General features: G+C 61.5%; 13 protein-coding genes and 1 tRNA gene. 10 read left to right on the top strand and 4 right to left on the bottom strand.

Features of this window, described 5'->3' with window-relative positions; translation table 11 throughout:
• The first annotated feature begins 89 nt into the window (after window positions 1-89).
• Genes phnL through phnP form a run of 4 tightly spaced genes read left to right on the top strand, consistent with a single transcriptional unit; the run spans window position 90 to window position 3,256 of the window.
• Complete coding sequence (gene phnL / locus SOP97_RS01710; protein ID WP_322947929.1) at window positions 90-803, top strand: phosphonate C-P lyase system protein PhnL; 714 nt, start codon at window positions 90-92, stop codon at window positions 801-803.
• Complete coding sequence (locus tag SOP97_RS01705) at window positions 793-1,938, top strand: alpha-D-ribose 1-methylphosphonate 5-triphosphate diphosphatase (RefSeq protein WP_322947928.1); 1,146 nt, start codon at window positions 793-795, stop codon at window positions 1,936-1,938. The genes phnL and SOP97_RS01705 overlap by 11 nt, the downstream gene beginning before the upstream one ends.
• Window positions 1,938-2,501 carry a phosphonate metabolism protein/1,5-bisphosphokinase (PRPP-forming) PhnN gene (phnN, locus tag SOP97_RS01700; RefSeq protein ID WP_322947926.1) on the top strand — a complete coding sequence of 188 codons (564 nt, stop codon included), beginning with the start codon at window positions 1,938-1,940 and terminating at the stop codon, window positions 2,499-2,501. The genes SOP97_RS01705 and phnN overlap by 1 nt, the downstream gene beginning before the upstream one ends.
• Window positions 2,492-3,256 (top strand): phosphonate metabolism protein PhnP, encoded by a 765-nt coding sequence (gene phnP / locus SOP97_RS01695; protein ID WP_322947924.1) that lies wholly within the window; start codon window positions 2,492-2,494, stop codon window positions 3,254-3,256. Before phnN ends, phnP begins: the two co-directional genes overlap by 10 nt.
• Window positions 3,257-3,482: 226 nt before the next feature.
• On the opposite strand, the gene SOP97_RS01690 is transcribed toward phnP, so the two are convergent.
• The gene (locus tag SOP97_RS01690) at window positions 3,483-3,950 is read right to left on the bottom strand and encodes an Lrp/AsnC family transcriptional regulator (protein ID WP_136665833.1); all 468 of its coding nucleotides are present in this window, start codon (window positions 3,948-3,950) and stop codon (window positions 3,483-3,485) included.
• Between the two features lie 199 nt (window positions 3,951-4,149).
• On the opposite strand from SOP97_RS01690, the gene SOP97_RS01685 reads away from it, so the two are divergent.
• Both SOP97_RS01685 and SOP97_RS01680 read left to right on the top strand, forming a co-directional pair.
• Window positions 4,150-7,617 (top strand): indolepyruvate ferredoxin oxidoreductase family protein, encoded by a 3,468-nt coding sequence (locus tag SOP97_RS01685; protein ID WP_322947921.1) that lies wholly within the window; start codon window positions 4,150-4,152, stop codon window positions 7,615-7,617.
• Between the two features lie 72 nt (window positions 7,618-7,689).
• Window positions 7,690-8,742 carry a Glu/Leu/Phe/Val dehydrogenase dimerization domain-containing protein gene (locus SOP97_RS01680; protein WP_322947919.1) on the top strand — a complete coding sequence of 351 codons (1,053 nt, stop codon included), beginning with the start codon at window positions 7,690-7,692 and terminating at the stop codon, window positions 8,740-8,742.
• 172 nt (window positions 8,743-8,914) lie between these two features.
• Here SOP97_RS01680 and SOP97_RS01675 read toward each other — a convergent pair whose 3' ends face one another.
• Window positions 8,915-9,394: a GNAT family N-acetyltransferase gene (locus SOP97_RS01675; protein ID WP_322947917.1), complete on the bottom strand. Its 480-nt coding sequence runs from the start codon at window positions 9,392-9,394 to the stop codon at window positions 8,915-8,917.
• Window positions 9,395-9,528: 134 nt separating this feature from the next.
• On the opposite strand from SOP97_RS01675, the gene SOP97_RS01670 reads away from it, so the two are divergent.
• Both SOP97_RS01670 and gdhA read left to right on the top strand, forming a co-directional pair.
• A tRNA-Arg gene (locus SOP97_RS01670) sits at window positions 9,529-9,603 on the top strand.
• A 340-nt stretch (window positions 9,604-9,943) separates the two neighbouring features.
• Window positions 9,944-11,281, top strand: a complete 1,338-nt coding sequence (gene gdhA, locus SOP97_RS01665) for an NADP-specific glutamate dehydrogenase (protein WP_322947915.1) — start codon at window positions 9,944-9,946, stop codon at window positions 11,279-11,281.
• 118 nt (window positions 11,282-11,399) lie between these two features.
• Here gdhA and uraH read toward each other — a convergent pair whose 3' ends face one another.
• Window positions 11,400-11,810, bottom strand: coding sequence for a hydroxyisourate hydrolase (gene uraH / locus SOP97_RS01660; RefSeq protein ID WP_322947913.1), 411 nt, complete (start codon window positions 11,808-11,810; stop codon window positions 11,400-11,402).
• A 14-nt stretch (window positions 11,811-11,824) separates the two neighbouring features.
• The gene (locus tag SOP97_RS01655) at window positions 11,825-12,325 is read right to left on the bottom strand and encodes a GlcG/HbpS family heme-binding protein (RefSeq protein WP_322947911.1); all 501 of its coding nucleotides are present in this window, start codon (window positions 12,323-12,325) and stop codon (window positions 11,825-11,827) included.
• 147 nt (window positions 12,326-12,472) lie between these two features.
• Here SOP97_RS01655 and SOP97_RS01650 point away from each other — a divergent pair, with 147 nt between their 5' ends.
• Together SOP97_RS01650 and SOP97_RS01645 are read left to right on the top strand one after the other, a co-directional pair.
• Window positions 12,473-13,144, top strand: a complete 672-nt coding sequence (locus SOP97_RS01650) for a heavy metal response regulator transcription factor (protein WP_322947909.1) — start codon at window positions 12,473-12,475, stop codon at window positions 13,142-13,144.
• Window positions 13,141-14,511 (top strand): heavy metal sensor histidine kinase, encoded by a 1,371-nt coding sequence (locus SOP97_RS01645; protein ID WP_322947907.1) that lies wholly within the window; start codon window positions 13,141-13,143, stop codon window positions 14,509-14,511. Before SOP97_RS01650 ends, SOP97_RS01645 begins: the two co-directional genes overlap by 4 nt.
• The last annotated feature ends 62 nt before the right edge of the window (window positions 14,512-14,573 follow it).

Genomic DNA, 14,573 nt, shown 5'->3' with positions numbered 1-14,573 from the left:
CGTCATGTGGGAGGGGCCGTGCGGCGATCCGTTTTAGCCGCGATCCGCGGTTATCGCGGCTAAAGCCCCTCCCACGTATCGAGGTTTATATGAATACGCTTATCGAGGTCTCCGGCCTCAGCAAGACCTTTACCCTGCATCAGCAGCACGGTGTGGTGCTGAATGTATTGAGCGGGCTGCATTTCAGCGTGCGCGCCGGCGAGTGTCTGGTGCTGCACGGCCAATCCGGCGCCGGCAAGTCAACCTTGCTGCGCACCCTGTACGGCAACTACCTGGCCGCTGGCGGCAGCATTCGGGTGTTGCACAACGGCGCATGGGTCGAGTTGGTCGGTGCCGAACCTCGTCAGGTGCTGGCCGTGCGCCGGCAGACTCTGGGCTATGTCAGCCAGTTTCTGCGGGTAATACCGCGCGTCGCGACCCTGGATGTGGTGATGGAACCGGCGTTGGCCCGTGGCTGGAGTAAGGCCGATGCTGAAGCGCGGGCTAAGAGTCTGCTGAGCCGCCTGAATATTCCGCAAGCCCTGTGGCAGTTGGCGCCGGGCACCTTCTCCGGCGGTGAGCAGCAGCGGGTGAATATCGCCCGCGGTTTTATGGTCGCCTGGCCGCTGATGCTGCTGGATGAGCCGACCGCCTCGCTGGACGACGCCAACCGTCAGGTGGTGCTGGAACTGATCGATGAAGCCAAGGCCGCTGGTAGTGCGCTGATCGGCATCTTCCACGACCGCACCGCCCGTGAGGCGGTGGCCGATCGCTTTCTTGATATGAGCGCTGCCGCGCAGCAGGAGTATGTATATGCCGGTTGAACAAATTCTGACCAACGCGCGGATCATCACCGCCGAGCAGCAGTTCGTCGGCACCCTGGTGCTGCGTGACGGCCTGATTGCCCAGGTGGAAGAGGGCGTCAGCGGCTTGCCCCAGGCGCAGAATCTGGGTGGCGATTACCTGCTGCCGGGGTTGGTCGAGCTGCACACCGACAACCTGGAGAAGTACATGAGCCCGCGCCCTGGCGTGGACTGGCCGTCTGCATCGGCAGTGCTGACCCATGATGCGCAGATCGCCTCGGCCGGCATCACCACGGTGTTTGACGCGCTGTCGATTGGCGATATCAACCCGCGCGGCAAACGTATGCAGCAGCTGCCGGCGATGCTCGAAGCCATCGCCGAGGCGAGTCGTGCCGGGCTTACCCGCGCCGATCATCGCCTGCACCTGCGCTGCGAGTTGTGCCACCCCGATACCCTGGCGGTGTTCCGTGATCTGGTGGTGCACCCGCAGGTAGCGCTGGTGTCGGTGATGGATCACTCGCCGGGCCAGCGTCAGTTCGCTAAAGAGGACAAATACCGCGAGTACTACATGGGCAAGTACCACCTGAGCACTGCCGAGATGGATGCCTTCATCAAGGAGCAGGTGGCCAATTCCATCGAGTTCAGTGACCGTCATCGCCGGGCAATTGTCGAGGACTGCCACGCCCGCGGCCTGTCGGTGGCCAGCCACGATGACGCCACTCTGGCCCATGTGCAGGAATCGGCCGGTTATGGCATGTCTATCGCCGAGTTCCCCACCACCCTGGAGGCCGCCAAGGCCAGCCATGAACTGGGGTTGAAGGTGTTGATGGGCGCGCCGAATATCGTCCGTGGTGGCTCGCACTCGGGCAATATCGCCGCTGCCGAACTGGCCCGTCATGGAGTGCTGGATATCCTCTCCAGCGACTATTACCCGGCCAGCCTGTTGCAGGCGGCTTTTCTCCTGGCGGCGCAAGACAACGGCTATGATCTGCCCCGGGCGATTGCCACCGTCAGCCGCCTGCCAGCCCATGCGGCGGGTTTGCATGATCGGGGTGAAATTCGTGTGGGCCTGCGTGCTGATCTGCTCCAGGCACGGCTGCATGAGGGCCAAGCGGTTATCCAGCAAGTGTGGCGACAAGCCAATAGGGTGTTCTGATGAGCGGCCGGTTGATCTATTTGATGGGGCCTTCGGGCTCAGGCAAGGACAGCCTGTTGGAGGCCGCGCGTGAGCGTTTGGCTGAGCGTAATTGTGTGATCGCGCGGCGGGTGATTACCCGTTCGGCGGAGGCCGTGGGCGAGGACGCCATTGGCGTTACGCCTGCCGAATTTGATCAGCAGGAGGCGGCCGGTGGCTTTGCTCTGAGCTGGCGCGCCAATGGATTGGCCTATGGCATCCCCAAACAGATAGATGACTGGCTGGCGGCAGGGCAGGATGTGCTGGTCAATGGCTCGCGCGGTTATCTGCCGCAGGCGCGGCTGCGCTATCCCTATTTGATCGGTGTGTTGCTCACAGTCGAGCCTGCAGTATTGCGTGAGCGTTTGCTCAGGCGCGGGCGTGAAAGCCTTGAGCAGATCGAACAGCGTCTGGCGCGTAATGCTCAGTTCGACGCAGCAAGCGCTGAGCGTGATTGCCTGCATCTGCTGGATAACTCGGCGTCGATTGAGCGGGCGCGGAACAACCTGCTGGCGCTGATCGGGGCCAGCCGCACATGCGCTTGACCCTGCTCGGTACGGGCGATGCGCGGCAGGTGCCGGTGTATAACTGCAGCTGCCCTGCCTGCGACAGTGCGCGGGTCTATCCGGCGCGCCGTCGCGGGCCTTGCAGCGCGTTGATCGAGTGCGGCACGCAGCGCTGGCTGATCGACTCGGGCCTGACCGATCTGTGCGAGCGTTTCCCGCCCCATAGCCTCAGCGGCATTCTGCAAACCCATTATCACGCCGACCACGCCCAGGGCCTGCTGCATCTGCGCTGGGGCCAGGGGCTGATTATTCCGGTGCATGGGCCGGATGATCCTGAGGGGCTGGCTGACCTGTACAAACACCCTGGCATTCTCGATTTCAGCCAGCCGTTTGCGCCCTTCGAGCGGCGCCAGTTGGGCGAGTTGAGTGTTACCGCGCTGCCGTTGAATCACTCCAAACTGACCTTTGGCTACCTGCTGCAAGGCCCTATGGTTAATGGCGAGTGCCGGAGCATTGCCTACCTCACCGACACGCTCGGCATCCCCGAGGCCAGCGCCGAGGTGCTGCGCCAGCAGCCGCTGGATCTGCTGGTGCTGGATTGTTCTACCGCGCCGCAACCCATTGCGCCGCGCAATCACAACGATCTGACCCGCGCGCTGGAGGTGGTCGAGCAGCTGCAACCGCAGCAGACCGTGCTCACCCATATCGGCCACAGCTTTGATGCCTGGCTGCTGGATAACCCAAATGCCTTGCCGCACGGCGTGAGTTTGGCCGTGGATGGGCAAGTGTTATGACTTGCGTTGGCGGGGCTGTGGGCGGGGCTTTAGCCGCGACATACAGTTCGTAGGGTGGGTTACGCGCCGCGCTGCTAGCGAGGTTGGATGATCGAGCGGTGTTCGGCGTCGCTAACCCACCCTACGAGGCATCGCTAACTATCAGTGGGAGGGGCTTTAGCCGCGATATGCAGCTGGATTTGCGAGCTGTCGCGGCTAAAGCCCCTCCCGCGGTATTCCGGCGGCCTCAATCCAGCGGCAGCTCGGTGGTGCGTTTGACCTCGCTCATGGCGATATGCGAGTGCGCTTCGTGCACGTGCGGGCGTTGCAGCAGGTGGTCGCGCAGGAAGCGCTCATAGCTGGCGATGTCCTTGGCCACCACTTTTAATAGGTAATCCGAGCCGCCGGCCATGGTGAAGCACTCCAGCACTTCGGGGTAACCGACCACGGCTTGCTCAAACTCTTCCAGGTTACTGCGCCCGTGGGCCGAGAGTTTGATGTCGACGAATACCGTGATGCTGAAGCCCAGCTGCTTGTGGCTGAGCAGGGCGACCTTGCGCTCGATGATGCCCTCTTCCTGCATGCGGTGAATCCGCCGCCAGCAAGGCGATTGTGACAACTCGACCTTCTCGGCAATTTCGGCGGCGGAGAGGTCGGCATTGTGTTGCAGCAGGCGGAGAATCTTGCGGTCGATGGGGCTGAGTTTTTCTTGCATGACTGTTTCCAATTTTTTGTTCTTGTTGGATTAATCATGCGCAGTATCGGCAAAGCGTCCAGCAAATAGAAAGAAAATCTCAGTACCGCTCGGTCATATTCTTAGCCATACGTCTGCTGCGGTGATCCCGCACTAGGCTTAAAGCGGCGGCACTAACCGTTGCCCCGCAGCTCGCCAAAATAATAAAAGGAGCGCAGATATGTCCCTGGCCGAGATCCGCCTGGATGACAAGTACCGCCTTGCGACCGGTCACCTTTACCTGACCGGTACCCAGGCGCTGACCCGCCTGCCCATGCTGCAGAAGCAACGCGATGCAGCCCATGGTATGAATACTGCGTGCTTTATTTCCGGCTACCGTGGCTCGCCACTGGGTGGCCTCGACAAGAGCCTGTGGGACGCCAAGCAGTACCTCAAAGACAACCACATCCACTTTCAGCCTGGGGTCAACGAAGAGTTGGCCGGAACCGCCGTGTGGGGTAGCCAGCAGACCAATCTTTTTCCTGGGGCACGCTACGATGGCGTGTTTGCCATGTGGTACGGCAAAGGGCCGGGTGTGGACCGCTGCGGTGATGTGTTCAAACACGGCAACTCAGCCGGGGTCTCCGAGCATGGCGGCGTATTGCTGCTGGCCGGTGATGACCATGGCTGCAAGTCGTCGACGCTGGCCAATCAGAGCGAGCATGCGTTTATCGCGGCGTCGATCCCGGTGCTCAACCCGGCCAACGTTCAGGAAATCCTCGACTACGGCATCATCGGCTGGGAACTGTCGCGTTACAGCGGTTGCTGGGTGGCGCTGAAAACCATCGCCGAAAACGTCGATTCCTCCGCCGTGGTGGAGGTCGACCCGCTGCGCATGCAGCTGACCATCCCCGAAGACTTCCAACTGCCGGAAGGCGGCGTGCATATTCGCTGGCCAGATCCGCCCCTGGCGCAGGAGGCGCGCCTCAACACCTATAAGATTTATGCCGCGCGGGCCTTTGCTCGTGTCAACAAGCTGAACAAGGTGATGCTCGACTCGCCCACCCCGCGCTTGGGCATCATCACTGCCGGCAAGTCATATCTGGATGTGCGCCAGGCCTTGGATGACCTCGGTCTGGATGAGGCGCTGTGCGCTCAGGTGGGCCTGCGCGTGCTCAAGGTGGGCATGAGTTGGCCGCTGGAACCGGTCTCGGTGCATGAGTTTGCCGAGGGCCTGGACGAGATTCTGGTGGTCGAGGAAAAACGCAGCATTATTGAAGACCAGCTCACCGGCCAGCTCTACAACTGGCCGGTGGGCAAGCGCCCAGTGGTGGTCGGTGAGTTCGACGAAGCCGGCCATTCGCTGCTGCCGAACCTCTCCGAACTGACCCCCGCAATGATCGCCCGCGCCATCGCCAAGCGCCTGGCGCCGATCTACAGCAGCGCACAAATTGAAGAGCGCCTGGCCTTTCTCGCGGCCAAGGAAGCCTCCCTGGCGGCGCCGAAACATCACACGGCGCGTACGCCGCACTTCTGCTCCGGCTGCCCGCACAACACCTCGACCAACGTCCCCGAAGGCAGCCGCGCCCAAGGCGGCATCGGTTGCCACTACATGACTCAGTGGATGGACCGCAGCACCGACACCTTTACCCAAATGGGCGGCGAAGGCGCGACCTGGATCGGCCAGGCACCGTTTACCGACACGCCGCATATCTTCCAGAACCTGGGTGACGGCACCTACTTCCACTCCGGCCAACTGGCCTTGCGTGCGGCCGTGGCTGCTGGGGTGAATATCACCTACAAGATTCTCTACAACGACGCCGTGGCCATGACCGGTGGCCAGCCCATTGACGGCGAACTGCGCGTCGATCAACTCAGCCAGCAGGTGTATGCCGAAGGGGTGAAACGCATCGCCCTGGTGACTGACGAGCCGGAGAAGTACCCGACCCGCGCCACCTTCGCGCCCATCGTCACCTTCCACCATCGCCGCGAGCTGGATGCCGTACAGCGCGAGCTGCGTGAGTTCAAAGGCTGCTCGGTGATCATCTATGACCAAACCTGCGCCACCGAAAAGCGCCGCCGGCGTAAGCGCGGCAAGCTGGTCGACCCGCAAAAGCGTGCCTTTATCAATACGGCGGTGTGCGAGGGCTGCGGCGATTGCGGCGTGAAGTCTAACTGCCTGTCCGTGCTGCCGCTGGAAACCGAATTGGGGCGCAAGCGCGAGATTGACCAGAACACCTGCAACAAGGATTTCAGCTGCGTTGATGGCTTCTGCCCAAGCTTTGTCACCGTGCATGGCGGGGCGTTGCGCAAACCCAGTGCCGTCGGGCATGGCGCGTTGTTTGTCGCGCTACCTGAACCGCAGCAGCCGGGCTTGCAGCGGCCGTGGAATATCCTTCTACCTGGCGTGGGCGGCAGCGGCGTGACCACCGTTGGCGCCTTGCTCGGTATGGCAGCGCACAGCGAAGGTAAGGGATGCACGGTGCTAGATCAGGCCGGGCTGGCGCAAAAATTCGGCCCGGTGATCACCCATATCCGCGTCGCCGCCAAGCAGGACGATATTTTCGCCGTGCGTATCGCTGCCGGTGAAGCGGACCTGCTGCTCGGCTGTGATCTGGTGGTGGCCGCCAGTGAAGAATCGCTGGCCAAGCTGAATGACAAGATCGCCCATGCGGTGGTCAACAGCCATGAAGCCGCCACTGCTGAGTTCACCCGCAACCCGGATGCTCAGGTGCCCGGCGCGGCCATGCGTGAGGCGCTGATCGAGGCTGTTGGAGCGAGCAAAACCCACTTTGTTGATGCCAGCCGCCTGGCCACACGCCTGCTCGGCGACAGCATCGCCACCAACCTGTTTATGCTCGGTTTCGCTTACCAGAAGGGCTTGGTGCCGGTGTCCGCCGAAGCCATCAATCAGGCAATAGAGCTTAACGGCGTGGCCGTGCAGCTCAATCAGCAGGCGTTCCTCTGGGGTCGTCGTGCGGCTCATGATGCGGTTGCCGTCGAGCGCTTAGCCAAGCCAGACGTGAACGAAGCGCCGCATTGCCAAACCCTGGAAGAAATCGTCAACGACCGCATGGCGCGCCTGACTGCCTACCAGAATGCGGCCTACGCCGAGCGCTACCGCGAGCAGGTGGCGCGGGTGCAGCAAGCTGATAAGAGCGCTGATCAAGCCCTGAGCAAGGCCGTGGCGCGTTACTACTTCAAACTGCTGGCTTACAAGGACGAGTACGAAGTGGCGCGGTTGTACAGCGACGGCAGTTTTATCCGTCAGCTGGAAGCGCAGTTCAGTGGCGACTACCGCCTGGAATTCCACCTGGCGCCTAGCTGGCTAAGTAAGCCGGATGCCAGCACTGGCGAGCCGCGCAAGCGTCAGTTCGGCCCCTGGATGCTTAAGGCGTTCGGCGTACTGGCCAAGTTCAAGTTTCTGCGTGGCACAGCGCTGGATGTATTCGGTTACAGCGCCGAACGCAAGCTGGAGCTGCAGTTGATCGACGACTACGAGCAGACCCTGGATTACCTGCTCAAGGAACTCAACGCCGACAACTACCGCACCGCGCTGGCCCTGGCCGAACTGCCGGAGCAGATTCGCGGCTATGGCCACGTCAAGGAACGCAGCCTGGCCAAGGTGCGCGAGCAGTGCAGCCAGCTCAAGGCGCGCATGGTCGTCAGCGAGATTGCGGCGGTACAGCTGTTTGAACCCGCTGCCTAAACCACCTCCCTGTAGGAGCCAGCAAGCTGGCTCCTACAAAAACCAAACAACAAGAACAATCAAGGAACCTCTATGTCCGTGTTTTCCCATATCGATTTCGACCACCACGAACAGGTGGTCTACGGCCACGACAAGGCCAGCGGCCTGCGGGCGATTATCGCCATCCACAACAGCAACCTTGGCCCGGCCCTCGGCGGTTGCCGCATGTGGCCCTACGCCAATGACGATGAAGCGCTGCGCGATGTGCTGCGCCTGTCGCGCGGCATGACTTATAAATCGGCCCTGGCTAACTTGCCGCTGGGTGGCGGTAAAGCCGTAATCATCGGCGACCCGCATACCGGCAAGAGCACGGCGCTGTTTCAGGCCATGGGCGATTTTGTCGAGAGCCTCGGCGGGCGCTATATCACCGCCGCCGACTCCGGCACCGGCGTGGCGGAAATGCAGATCATGGCTGAGCGCACCCGCCATGTATCCGGCGCTGAACTGCGCGAGGCTTTAGCTGGCGGTAAACGCAATGGCGACCCGTCACCGTCCACCGCTTATGGCGTGTTTATCGGTATTCAGGCGGCGGTTAAACACCGCTTGGGCCGTGATGACCTGCGCGGCCTGAAGGTGGCGATCCAAGGGGTAGGGCAGGTGGGCTTCGACCTAGCGCGCCAGTTGAAAGCCGCCGGGGCCGAGCTGTGGGTCACCGATATCGTCGAGGCCAATGTGCGTCGCGCGGTCGAGCAGTTGGGTGCGACCGCTGTTACCCAGCAGGCGATTTTCGGTCTGGATGTTGATGTGTTCGCGCCGTGCGCCATGGGCGCCATCATCAACCAACACACCCTGGAAGCCTTGCGCGCACCGATTATCGCCGGGGCCGCCAATAATCAGCTGGCCGACCCCAGTCTGGCGGAAACCCTGCGCCGTAACGAGTGCCTGTACGCGCCGGATTACGCGATCAATGCCGGCGGCATTATCGATGTGTATTACGGTCGCAGTGGCGGCAGCGCCGCGCAACTCAATGCGCACATTGAAGGCATTGGCGCGACGCTGGAGCAGATATTCCAGCGCGCCGAGGCGGCGAGCAAGACCACTGTCGAGATTGCCGATCAGTTGGCCGAAGAACGTTTTGGCCGTTAAAAACGCCTAAGGGTTGCCCGCACAACAAGCACGTTGCACAAAACCTGTAGGAGGGGCGGGAACGCCTGGTTATTGGCCGCGATGCTTTTCCGCTGACCTTGGTTCGCGGGCAAGCCCGCTCCTACAAAAACAGTAGCCTGTCGACAGCAGACATCGCTTTAGAAATGGTCTCTCAGTCCAGCGTTAGCGCCAGGCTAATGCCATGCGGTTTGAATCCGAGGCCTGCATAAAAAGCATGGGCCGCCTCGCGGCTCTGGCTGCTGGACAGCGCGAGCTTGTAACAGCCCCAGGCGCGGGCGCGTTCGATGGCTTTGCCCATCAGCGCCTGGCCAATCCCCAGGCCACGTGCGTCTGCGTCCACTACCACGTCTTCGATAATCGCCGAGCGGGCGAAGTTGTGCGCCAGGTGTTCAATCAGGTTGAGCGTGCAGGTGCCCAGCAACTTGCCGTCGCGCTCGGCCACCAGCACCACCCGGCTTATTGGCAGCTCGCTCAAGCGCAAGGCCAGTAGCTTGGCATCTGCACGCGGTTCATCGGGCGCCAATTGTTGCAGCAACGCGGCGAGGGCGGCGGCATCGGTGACGCTGGCGGCGCGCAGGTGATAGTCGGCAAAGGGCGAGTCGGGCAAAGACTGCGAAGCAGCAGGGCGCATGGCGATCTCCTCTCCTGATGACGGCCGGTTAGCCGCCAGTGGGCAGTATGGCGCGGCGAAAATGGCAGCGGCATGACAAACGCGCTCAGGCTCGCTAAGATGCCGCCCGCTGGTAGCCCGCCTATCCAGCCTTGGTTCCCATAGTTCAATGGATAGAATAAGCCCCTCCTAAGGGCTAGATACTGGTTCGAATCCAGTTGGGAACGCCATCTTTACCTCTGCACGCTTTTAATCGCCTGCCTTGATTCTCGCTGCCCCCATTGCGCGGGCATCGGCGCTTGCGTGTGCGATCGCCTTGCAACGGTTCCAGCGCCTGTATTGATCCCGTGGGAAAGACTGCGTGCCTTAAGGCTGTGCGCAAGCGCCCTTAATATGGGCGATATGCTGTCGGCGGAAATGCCCGTTATAGAACTGTTGTTTTATATCAATGCACTAAAAAGATTCATTAAGGCGACATTTTGCGCTGTCGAAGTGCATTGTTGGCTGTTAAAGTGCCGCGCACTTTTCAGTTGATCTGCCCGGTTAAATGGGCACTGTTGGGATATCCACATGAGCGAATCCGTCGAGCTTTTCCTCTCCCGCCTAAAGCAGCGTGACCCTGATCAGCCTGAGTTTCATCAGGCCGTGGAAGAGGTACTGCGTACACTTTGGCCGTTTCTGGAAGCCAACCCGCGTTACCTGCAGGCGGGCATCGTGGAGCGCATGGTCGAGCCTGAACGGGTGATTATGTTTCGGGTGTCCTGGGTCGATGATGCCGGGCGCGTGCAGGTCAACCGCGGTTACCGCGTGCAGATGAGCAGCGCCATTGGCCCCTACAAAGGCGGGCTGCGCTTCCACCCGTCGGTCAACTTGGGCGTACTCAAGTTCCTCGCCTTCGAGCAAGTGTTCAAGAACTCGCTGACCTCGCTGCCCATGGGCGGCGGCAAGGGTGGTTCGGACTTCGATCCGAAGGGCAAAAGCGACAACGAAGTGATGCGCTTCTGCCAGGCCTTTATGAGCGAGCTGTATCGCCATATTGGTGCCGACCTGGATGTGCCCGCGGGCGACATCGGCGTCGGTGGCCGCGAGATTGGCTACATGTTCGGCCAATACAAGCGCCTGGCTAACCAGTTCACCTCGGTGCTGACCGGCAAGGGCATCAGTTACGGCGGCAGCCTGGTTCGTCCGGAAGCCACCGGTTATGGCTGCGTGTACTTCGCCCAGGAAATGCTCAAGCGCATTCATCGTGGCGTTGACGGCCAGCGCGTGGCGATCTCCGGCTCTGGCAACGTTGCCCAGTTTGCCGCGCAGAAGGTCATGGAGTTGGGCGGCATGGTGGTTTCCCTGTCTGACTCCGAAGGCACCCTGCACACCCCAGACGGCCTGACCGAAGAACAGTGGCAGTACCTGATGGACCTGAAAAACGTGCGCCGTGGCCGCCTCAGCGAAATGGCCGCGCAGTTCAACCTGAACTTCCTGGTTGGCCAGCGCCCATGGCACCTGCCATGCGACATCGCCCTGCCATGCGCCACGCAAAACGAACTGGATGCCGACGACGCGCGCACGCTGCTGAGCAATGGCTGCTACTGCGTGGCCGAAGGCGCCAACATGCCGTCGACCCTGGAAGCGGTGGACCTGTTTATCGACGCCGGCATCTGCTTCGCCCCAGGCAAAGCCTCGAACGCCGGTGGTGTTGCCACCAGTGGTCTGGAGATGAGCCAGAACGCCATGCGTCTGAGCTGGACCGCCGGTGAGGTGGACGAGCGTCTGCACAGCATCATGCAAAGCATCCACAGCGCCTGCGTGCGTTATGGCGAGGAGAACGGGCGGATCAACTACGTTAAAGGCGCCAACATCGCCGGCTTCGTTAAAGTGGCCGATGCCATGCTGGCGCAGGGTGTGGTCTAACCCGCGTCAACTCAGGCAGGTTCTGCCGCACACAAAAATGCCCGCGTAATGCGGGCATTTTTTATGGGCTCTTGGCTAATGCGCGAGCGGGTGTGCGCATTAGCCGACCTGCGACGGCTTAGTTGCCGCGGTAGGTGGAGAAGCCGTAAGGGCTGAGCAGCAGCGGGATGTGGTAGTGCGGTACGGTGCCGTCTACTTCGAAGATCACCGGTACTTCTGGGAAGAAGCTCGCCGTGGCGTGCTTTTTGAACCACTCGCCGGTCTTGAAGGTGACGCGGTAGGTGCCTTTTTCCAGCGCCTTGTCTGCTGGGTACAGGGCGGTGATACGGCCTTGTTCGTTGGTTTCACCGCTGTTGAGCATGTTCCAGTTTTTGCCGTCCTGCTTTTCCAGGGTCACGCTGACTTCTGGCGAAGGCAGGCCGTCTTGCAGGTTCAGCACGTGCACGCTCAGCGGGTTGCCAGCGGCCAGGGCCAGGGAGGAGAGGCTGGTCAGTACAGCGCCGGCGAACAGGGTTTTCAGCATATTCATGGTGTGACTCCTAATTAGTGAGTGGTAGGCAAAACTTGAGCAATGGCTTTCAGGGCGCAACCTTCATCAATTTCAGCGCCGCCGGCGCCAGCGACACCGATGGCACCGATGACCTGATCACCGACCTTCAATGGCACGCCGCCGCCGAGCAGCAGCAGCTCATCGAGGGTGTTGAGGTTCTCGGCTTCCGGGTTGTTACGGGCACGTTCAGACAGCAGACGTGTCGCGGTTTTGGTCGACAGTGCGGTAAAGGCCTTACGCTGCGCCGCCACCGTGTTGTGCGGGCCCACGTTGTCATCACGCTGCACAGCAACCAGGTTGCCGCCACGGTCGACTACCGCTGCAACACCGGTGCGGCCGTCAGCATGGCAAGCGGCCAGCGTGGCGTTGAGCAGGTCGTTGGCCAGAGCCAGGGTGACGTCCTGACGCTGAGCGACGTTTTCGTTAGCAGCCCATGCGGCGGAAGAGCCCATGGCCAGTGCGAGTAGTGACAAGGTGGCGCTGCGAAGTAGCATGTCGTTCTCCAGGGTTGGGCTCGGCTGAGCGATTGGTAGCCATACTGCCCCTGTGCCACCGTCAAACCGATTGCGCTTGGATTACCAATTTGTAATGGGAGCGCGGAGCAGATCGGCCTAGGCTATGCACCTGTGCTGGAGGAAAAGATGCGCATTCTGGTTGTTGAAGACGAAGTAAAAACCGCGGACTACCTGTGTAAAGGCTTGACTGAGTCGGGGTATCGCGTGGAAGTGGCCTTGAATGGCCTCGATGGCCAGCATCTGGTGCAAGAGCACGAGTTCGACCTGATCATTCTTGACGTCATGTTGCCTGGCCTCGACGGCTGGCAGCTGCTGCAGATCATTCGGCGCAAGCTGCAAACGCCTGTGCTGTTTCTGACCGCGCGCGATGCGGTTGAAGACCGGGTCAAAGGCCTGGAACTGGGCGCCGATGATTATTTGGTCAAACCCTTTTCTTACGCCGAACTGCTGGCCCGCGTACGCACCTTGCTGCGCCGTGGCCCGCCGCGTGAGGTTGAACAGTTTCAGGTCGCCGACCTGCACCTGGACCTGTTGCGGCGCAAGGTCACCCGTAATGGTGAACGCCTTACCCTGACCAACAAGGAATTTGCCCTGCTGCACCTGCTGCTCAGCCGCGAGGGCGAGGTGTTGTCGCGCACCCTGATTGCCTCGCACGTGTGGCAGATGAATTTCGACAGCGACACCAACGTGGTCGACGTCGCCATCCGTCGCCTGCGCGCCAAGGTCGATGACCCGTTCCCGCTCAAGCTGATCCATACCGTGCGCGGCATGGGTTACATGCTTGAGGCGCAGTCGTGAGGCTGTGGCCGCGTGCCTTGAGCGTGCGCCTAGCCGTGATGTTCGCCTTGGTCAGCGCGCTGCTACTGGGCTCGATTGGCTTTTATTTGTACCAATCGCTGCAGCGTGAAATCGCCTGGCGTGACGACCAAGCGCTGCTCGGCCGGCTGGAACGCATGCAAGCGCTGCTCGACGACAGCGAGAGCATCGACGCCCTGCGCAGCAGGCCGCAGCTCTACGAAAACATGCTGGGCAACCGCGACAGCCTGCTGTGGATCGTCGATGACGCCGGGCAGCGTCTGATCGAGATCAACCCGGCTTTGCTGCCATTGCCCGTATTGCCCGCCGCCGCGCAGGCCACCCTCGGCGATAGCCAAGGCAGCGAACCGCTGCGCCTGGCCTGGCTGGATGTCAGCCGGGGCGATCGGCGCCTGACCCTGATTGCCGGCAAGCTGCTCAGCGAGCGTGAGCAAATGCTCGCGTCCTATCGCCTGAAACTCTGGCTGGCCTTGTCGGTTGGCGCGTTACTGGCCTTTGGCCTCGGTTGGTTGGTTAGCCAGCGCGGCCTGCGCCCGGTGCGTCAACTGGCAACCCGCGCCGCCGCGATTGACGTGCAGCACCTGCACCTGCGCCTCGATGAGTTTAAAGACGTCAGCGAGTTGCAGGCGCTTAGCCAGGCGCTCAACCAGATGCTCGCGCGTCTCGAAGACGGCTTTGCCCAACTCTCGCGCTTTTCCGAAGACCTGGCCCACGAGATGCGCACCCCGCTGAGCAACCTGATGGGCCACGCGCAGCAAACCCTGGCACGCAACCGCCCACTGGACGAGTACCAGAACCTGCTGGTCTCCAACCTTGAGGAATACGAGCGGCTAGCGCGAATGATCGACAGCATGCTGTTTCTCGCGCGTACCGAGCAGGCCAATGCCTCGATCAACCGGCAAACGGTCGACCTGCATGAGTTGGTCGAACAGCTCTGCGAGTACTTCGAAGGCACCGCGCAGGAGTGCGCTATGGAGCTGATCAACCAGGCCAGCGGCACTCTAATAGCCGACCCACAATTGCTGCGCCGCGCCCTGGCTAACCTGTTGGCCAATGCACTGCGCTACGGCCTGCCTGACAGCGCGGTCACCATTAGCAGCCAGTTGCGCGATGGCGCCTGTGAAATCAGCGTGCATAACAGCGGCCCCGCGATTGCCGCCGAACATCTGCCACGCCTGTTTGAGCGCTTCTACCGCTGCGACCCGTCACGCAACCAACCGGACGACTCCGGCGGCCTAGGCCTGGCCATTGTGCGTTCGATCATGCAAGCCCATGGCGGGCAGGTCAGTGTGGTGAGTAACGAGGCAGGCACGCGTTTTAGCTTGCTGTTCCCGCTAACCAAGGCTTAAGCGAGAAAGCAGAAAGCCCCGATAACGGTGAGTTATCGGGGCTTTTTACTGGCTGGTTTCCA

The organism is Pseudomonas spirodelae (assembly GCF_034653255.1).
Taxonomy (GTDB): Bacteria; Pseudomonadota; Gammaproteobacteria; order Pseudomonadales; family Pseudomonadaceae; genus Aquipseudomonas; species Aquipseudomonas spirodelae.
Note: the sequence above shows the minus strand (reverse complement) of the source record. Positions and strands in the feature narration are given on the sequence as shown.

What these genes read in the sequence shown, in the direction of transcription:
- phnL (WP_322947929.1), top strand. Translation starts at nt 90, where the DNA reads ATGAATACGCTTATCGAGGTCTCCGGCCTCAGCAAGACCTTTACCCTG.
- SOP97_RS01705 (WP_322947928.1), top strand. Translation starts at nt 793, where the DNA reads ATGCCGGTTGAACAAATTCTGACCAACGCGCGGATCATCACCGCCGAG.
- phnN (WP_322947926.1), top strand. Translation starts at nt 1,938, where the DNA reads ATGAGCGGCCGGTTGATCTATTTGATGGGGCCTTCGGGCTCAGGCAAG.
- phnP (WP_322947924.1), top strand. Translation starts at nt 2,492, where the DNA reads ATGCGCTTGACCCTGCTCGGTACGGGCGATGCGCGGCAGGTGCCGGTG.
- SOP97_RS01690 (WP_136665833.1), bottom strand. Translation starts at nt 3,950, where the DNA reads ATGCAAGAAAAACTCAGCCCCATCGACCGCAAGATTCTCCGCCTGCTG.
- SOP97_RS01685 (WP_322947921.1), top strand. Translation starts at nt 4,150, where the DNA reads ATGTCCCTGGCCGAGATCCGCCTGGATGACAAGTACCGCCTTGCGACC.
- SOP97_RS01680 (WP_322947919.1), top strand. Translation starts at nt 7,690, where the DNA reads ATGTCCGTGTTTTCCCATATCGATTTCGACCACCACGAACAGGTGGTC.
- SOP97_RS01675 (WP_322947917.1), bottom strand. Translation starts at nt 9,394, where the DNA reads ATGCGCCCTGCTGCTTCGCAGTCTTTGCCCGACTCGCCCTTTGCCGAC.
- gdhA (WP_322947915.1), top strand. Translation starts at nt 9,944, where the DNA reads ATGAGCGAATCCGTCGAGCTTTTCCTCTCCCGCCTAAAGCAGCGTGAC.
- uraH (WP_322947913.1), bottom strand. Translation starts at nt 11,810, where the DNA reads ATGAATATGCTGAAAACCCTGTTCGCCGGCGCTGTACTGACCAGCCTC.
- SOP97_RS01655 (WP_322947911.1), bottom strand. Translation starts at nt 12,325, where the DNA reads ATGCTACTTCGCAGCGCCACCTTGTCACTACTCGCACTGGCCATGGGC.
- SOP97_RS01650 (WP_322947909.1), top strand. Translation starts at nt 12,473, where the DNA reads ATGCGCATTCTGGTTGTTGAAGACGAAGTAAAAACCGCGGACTACCTG.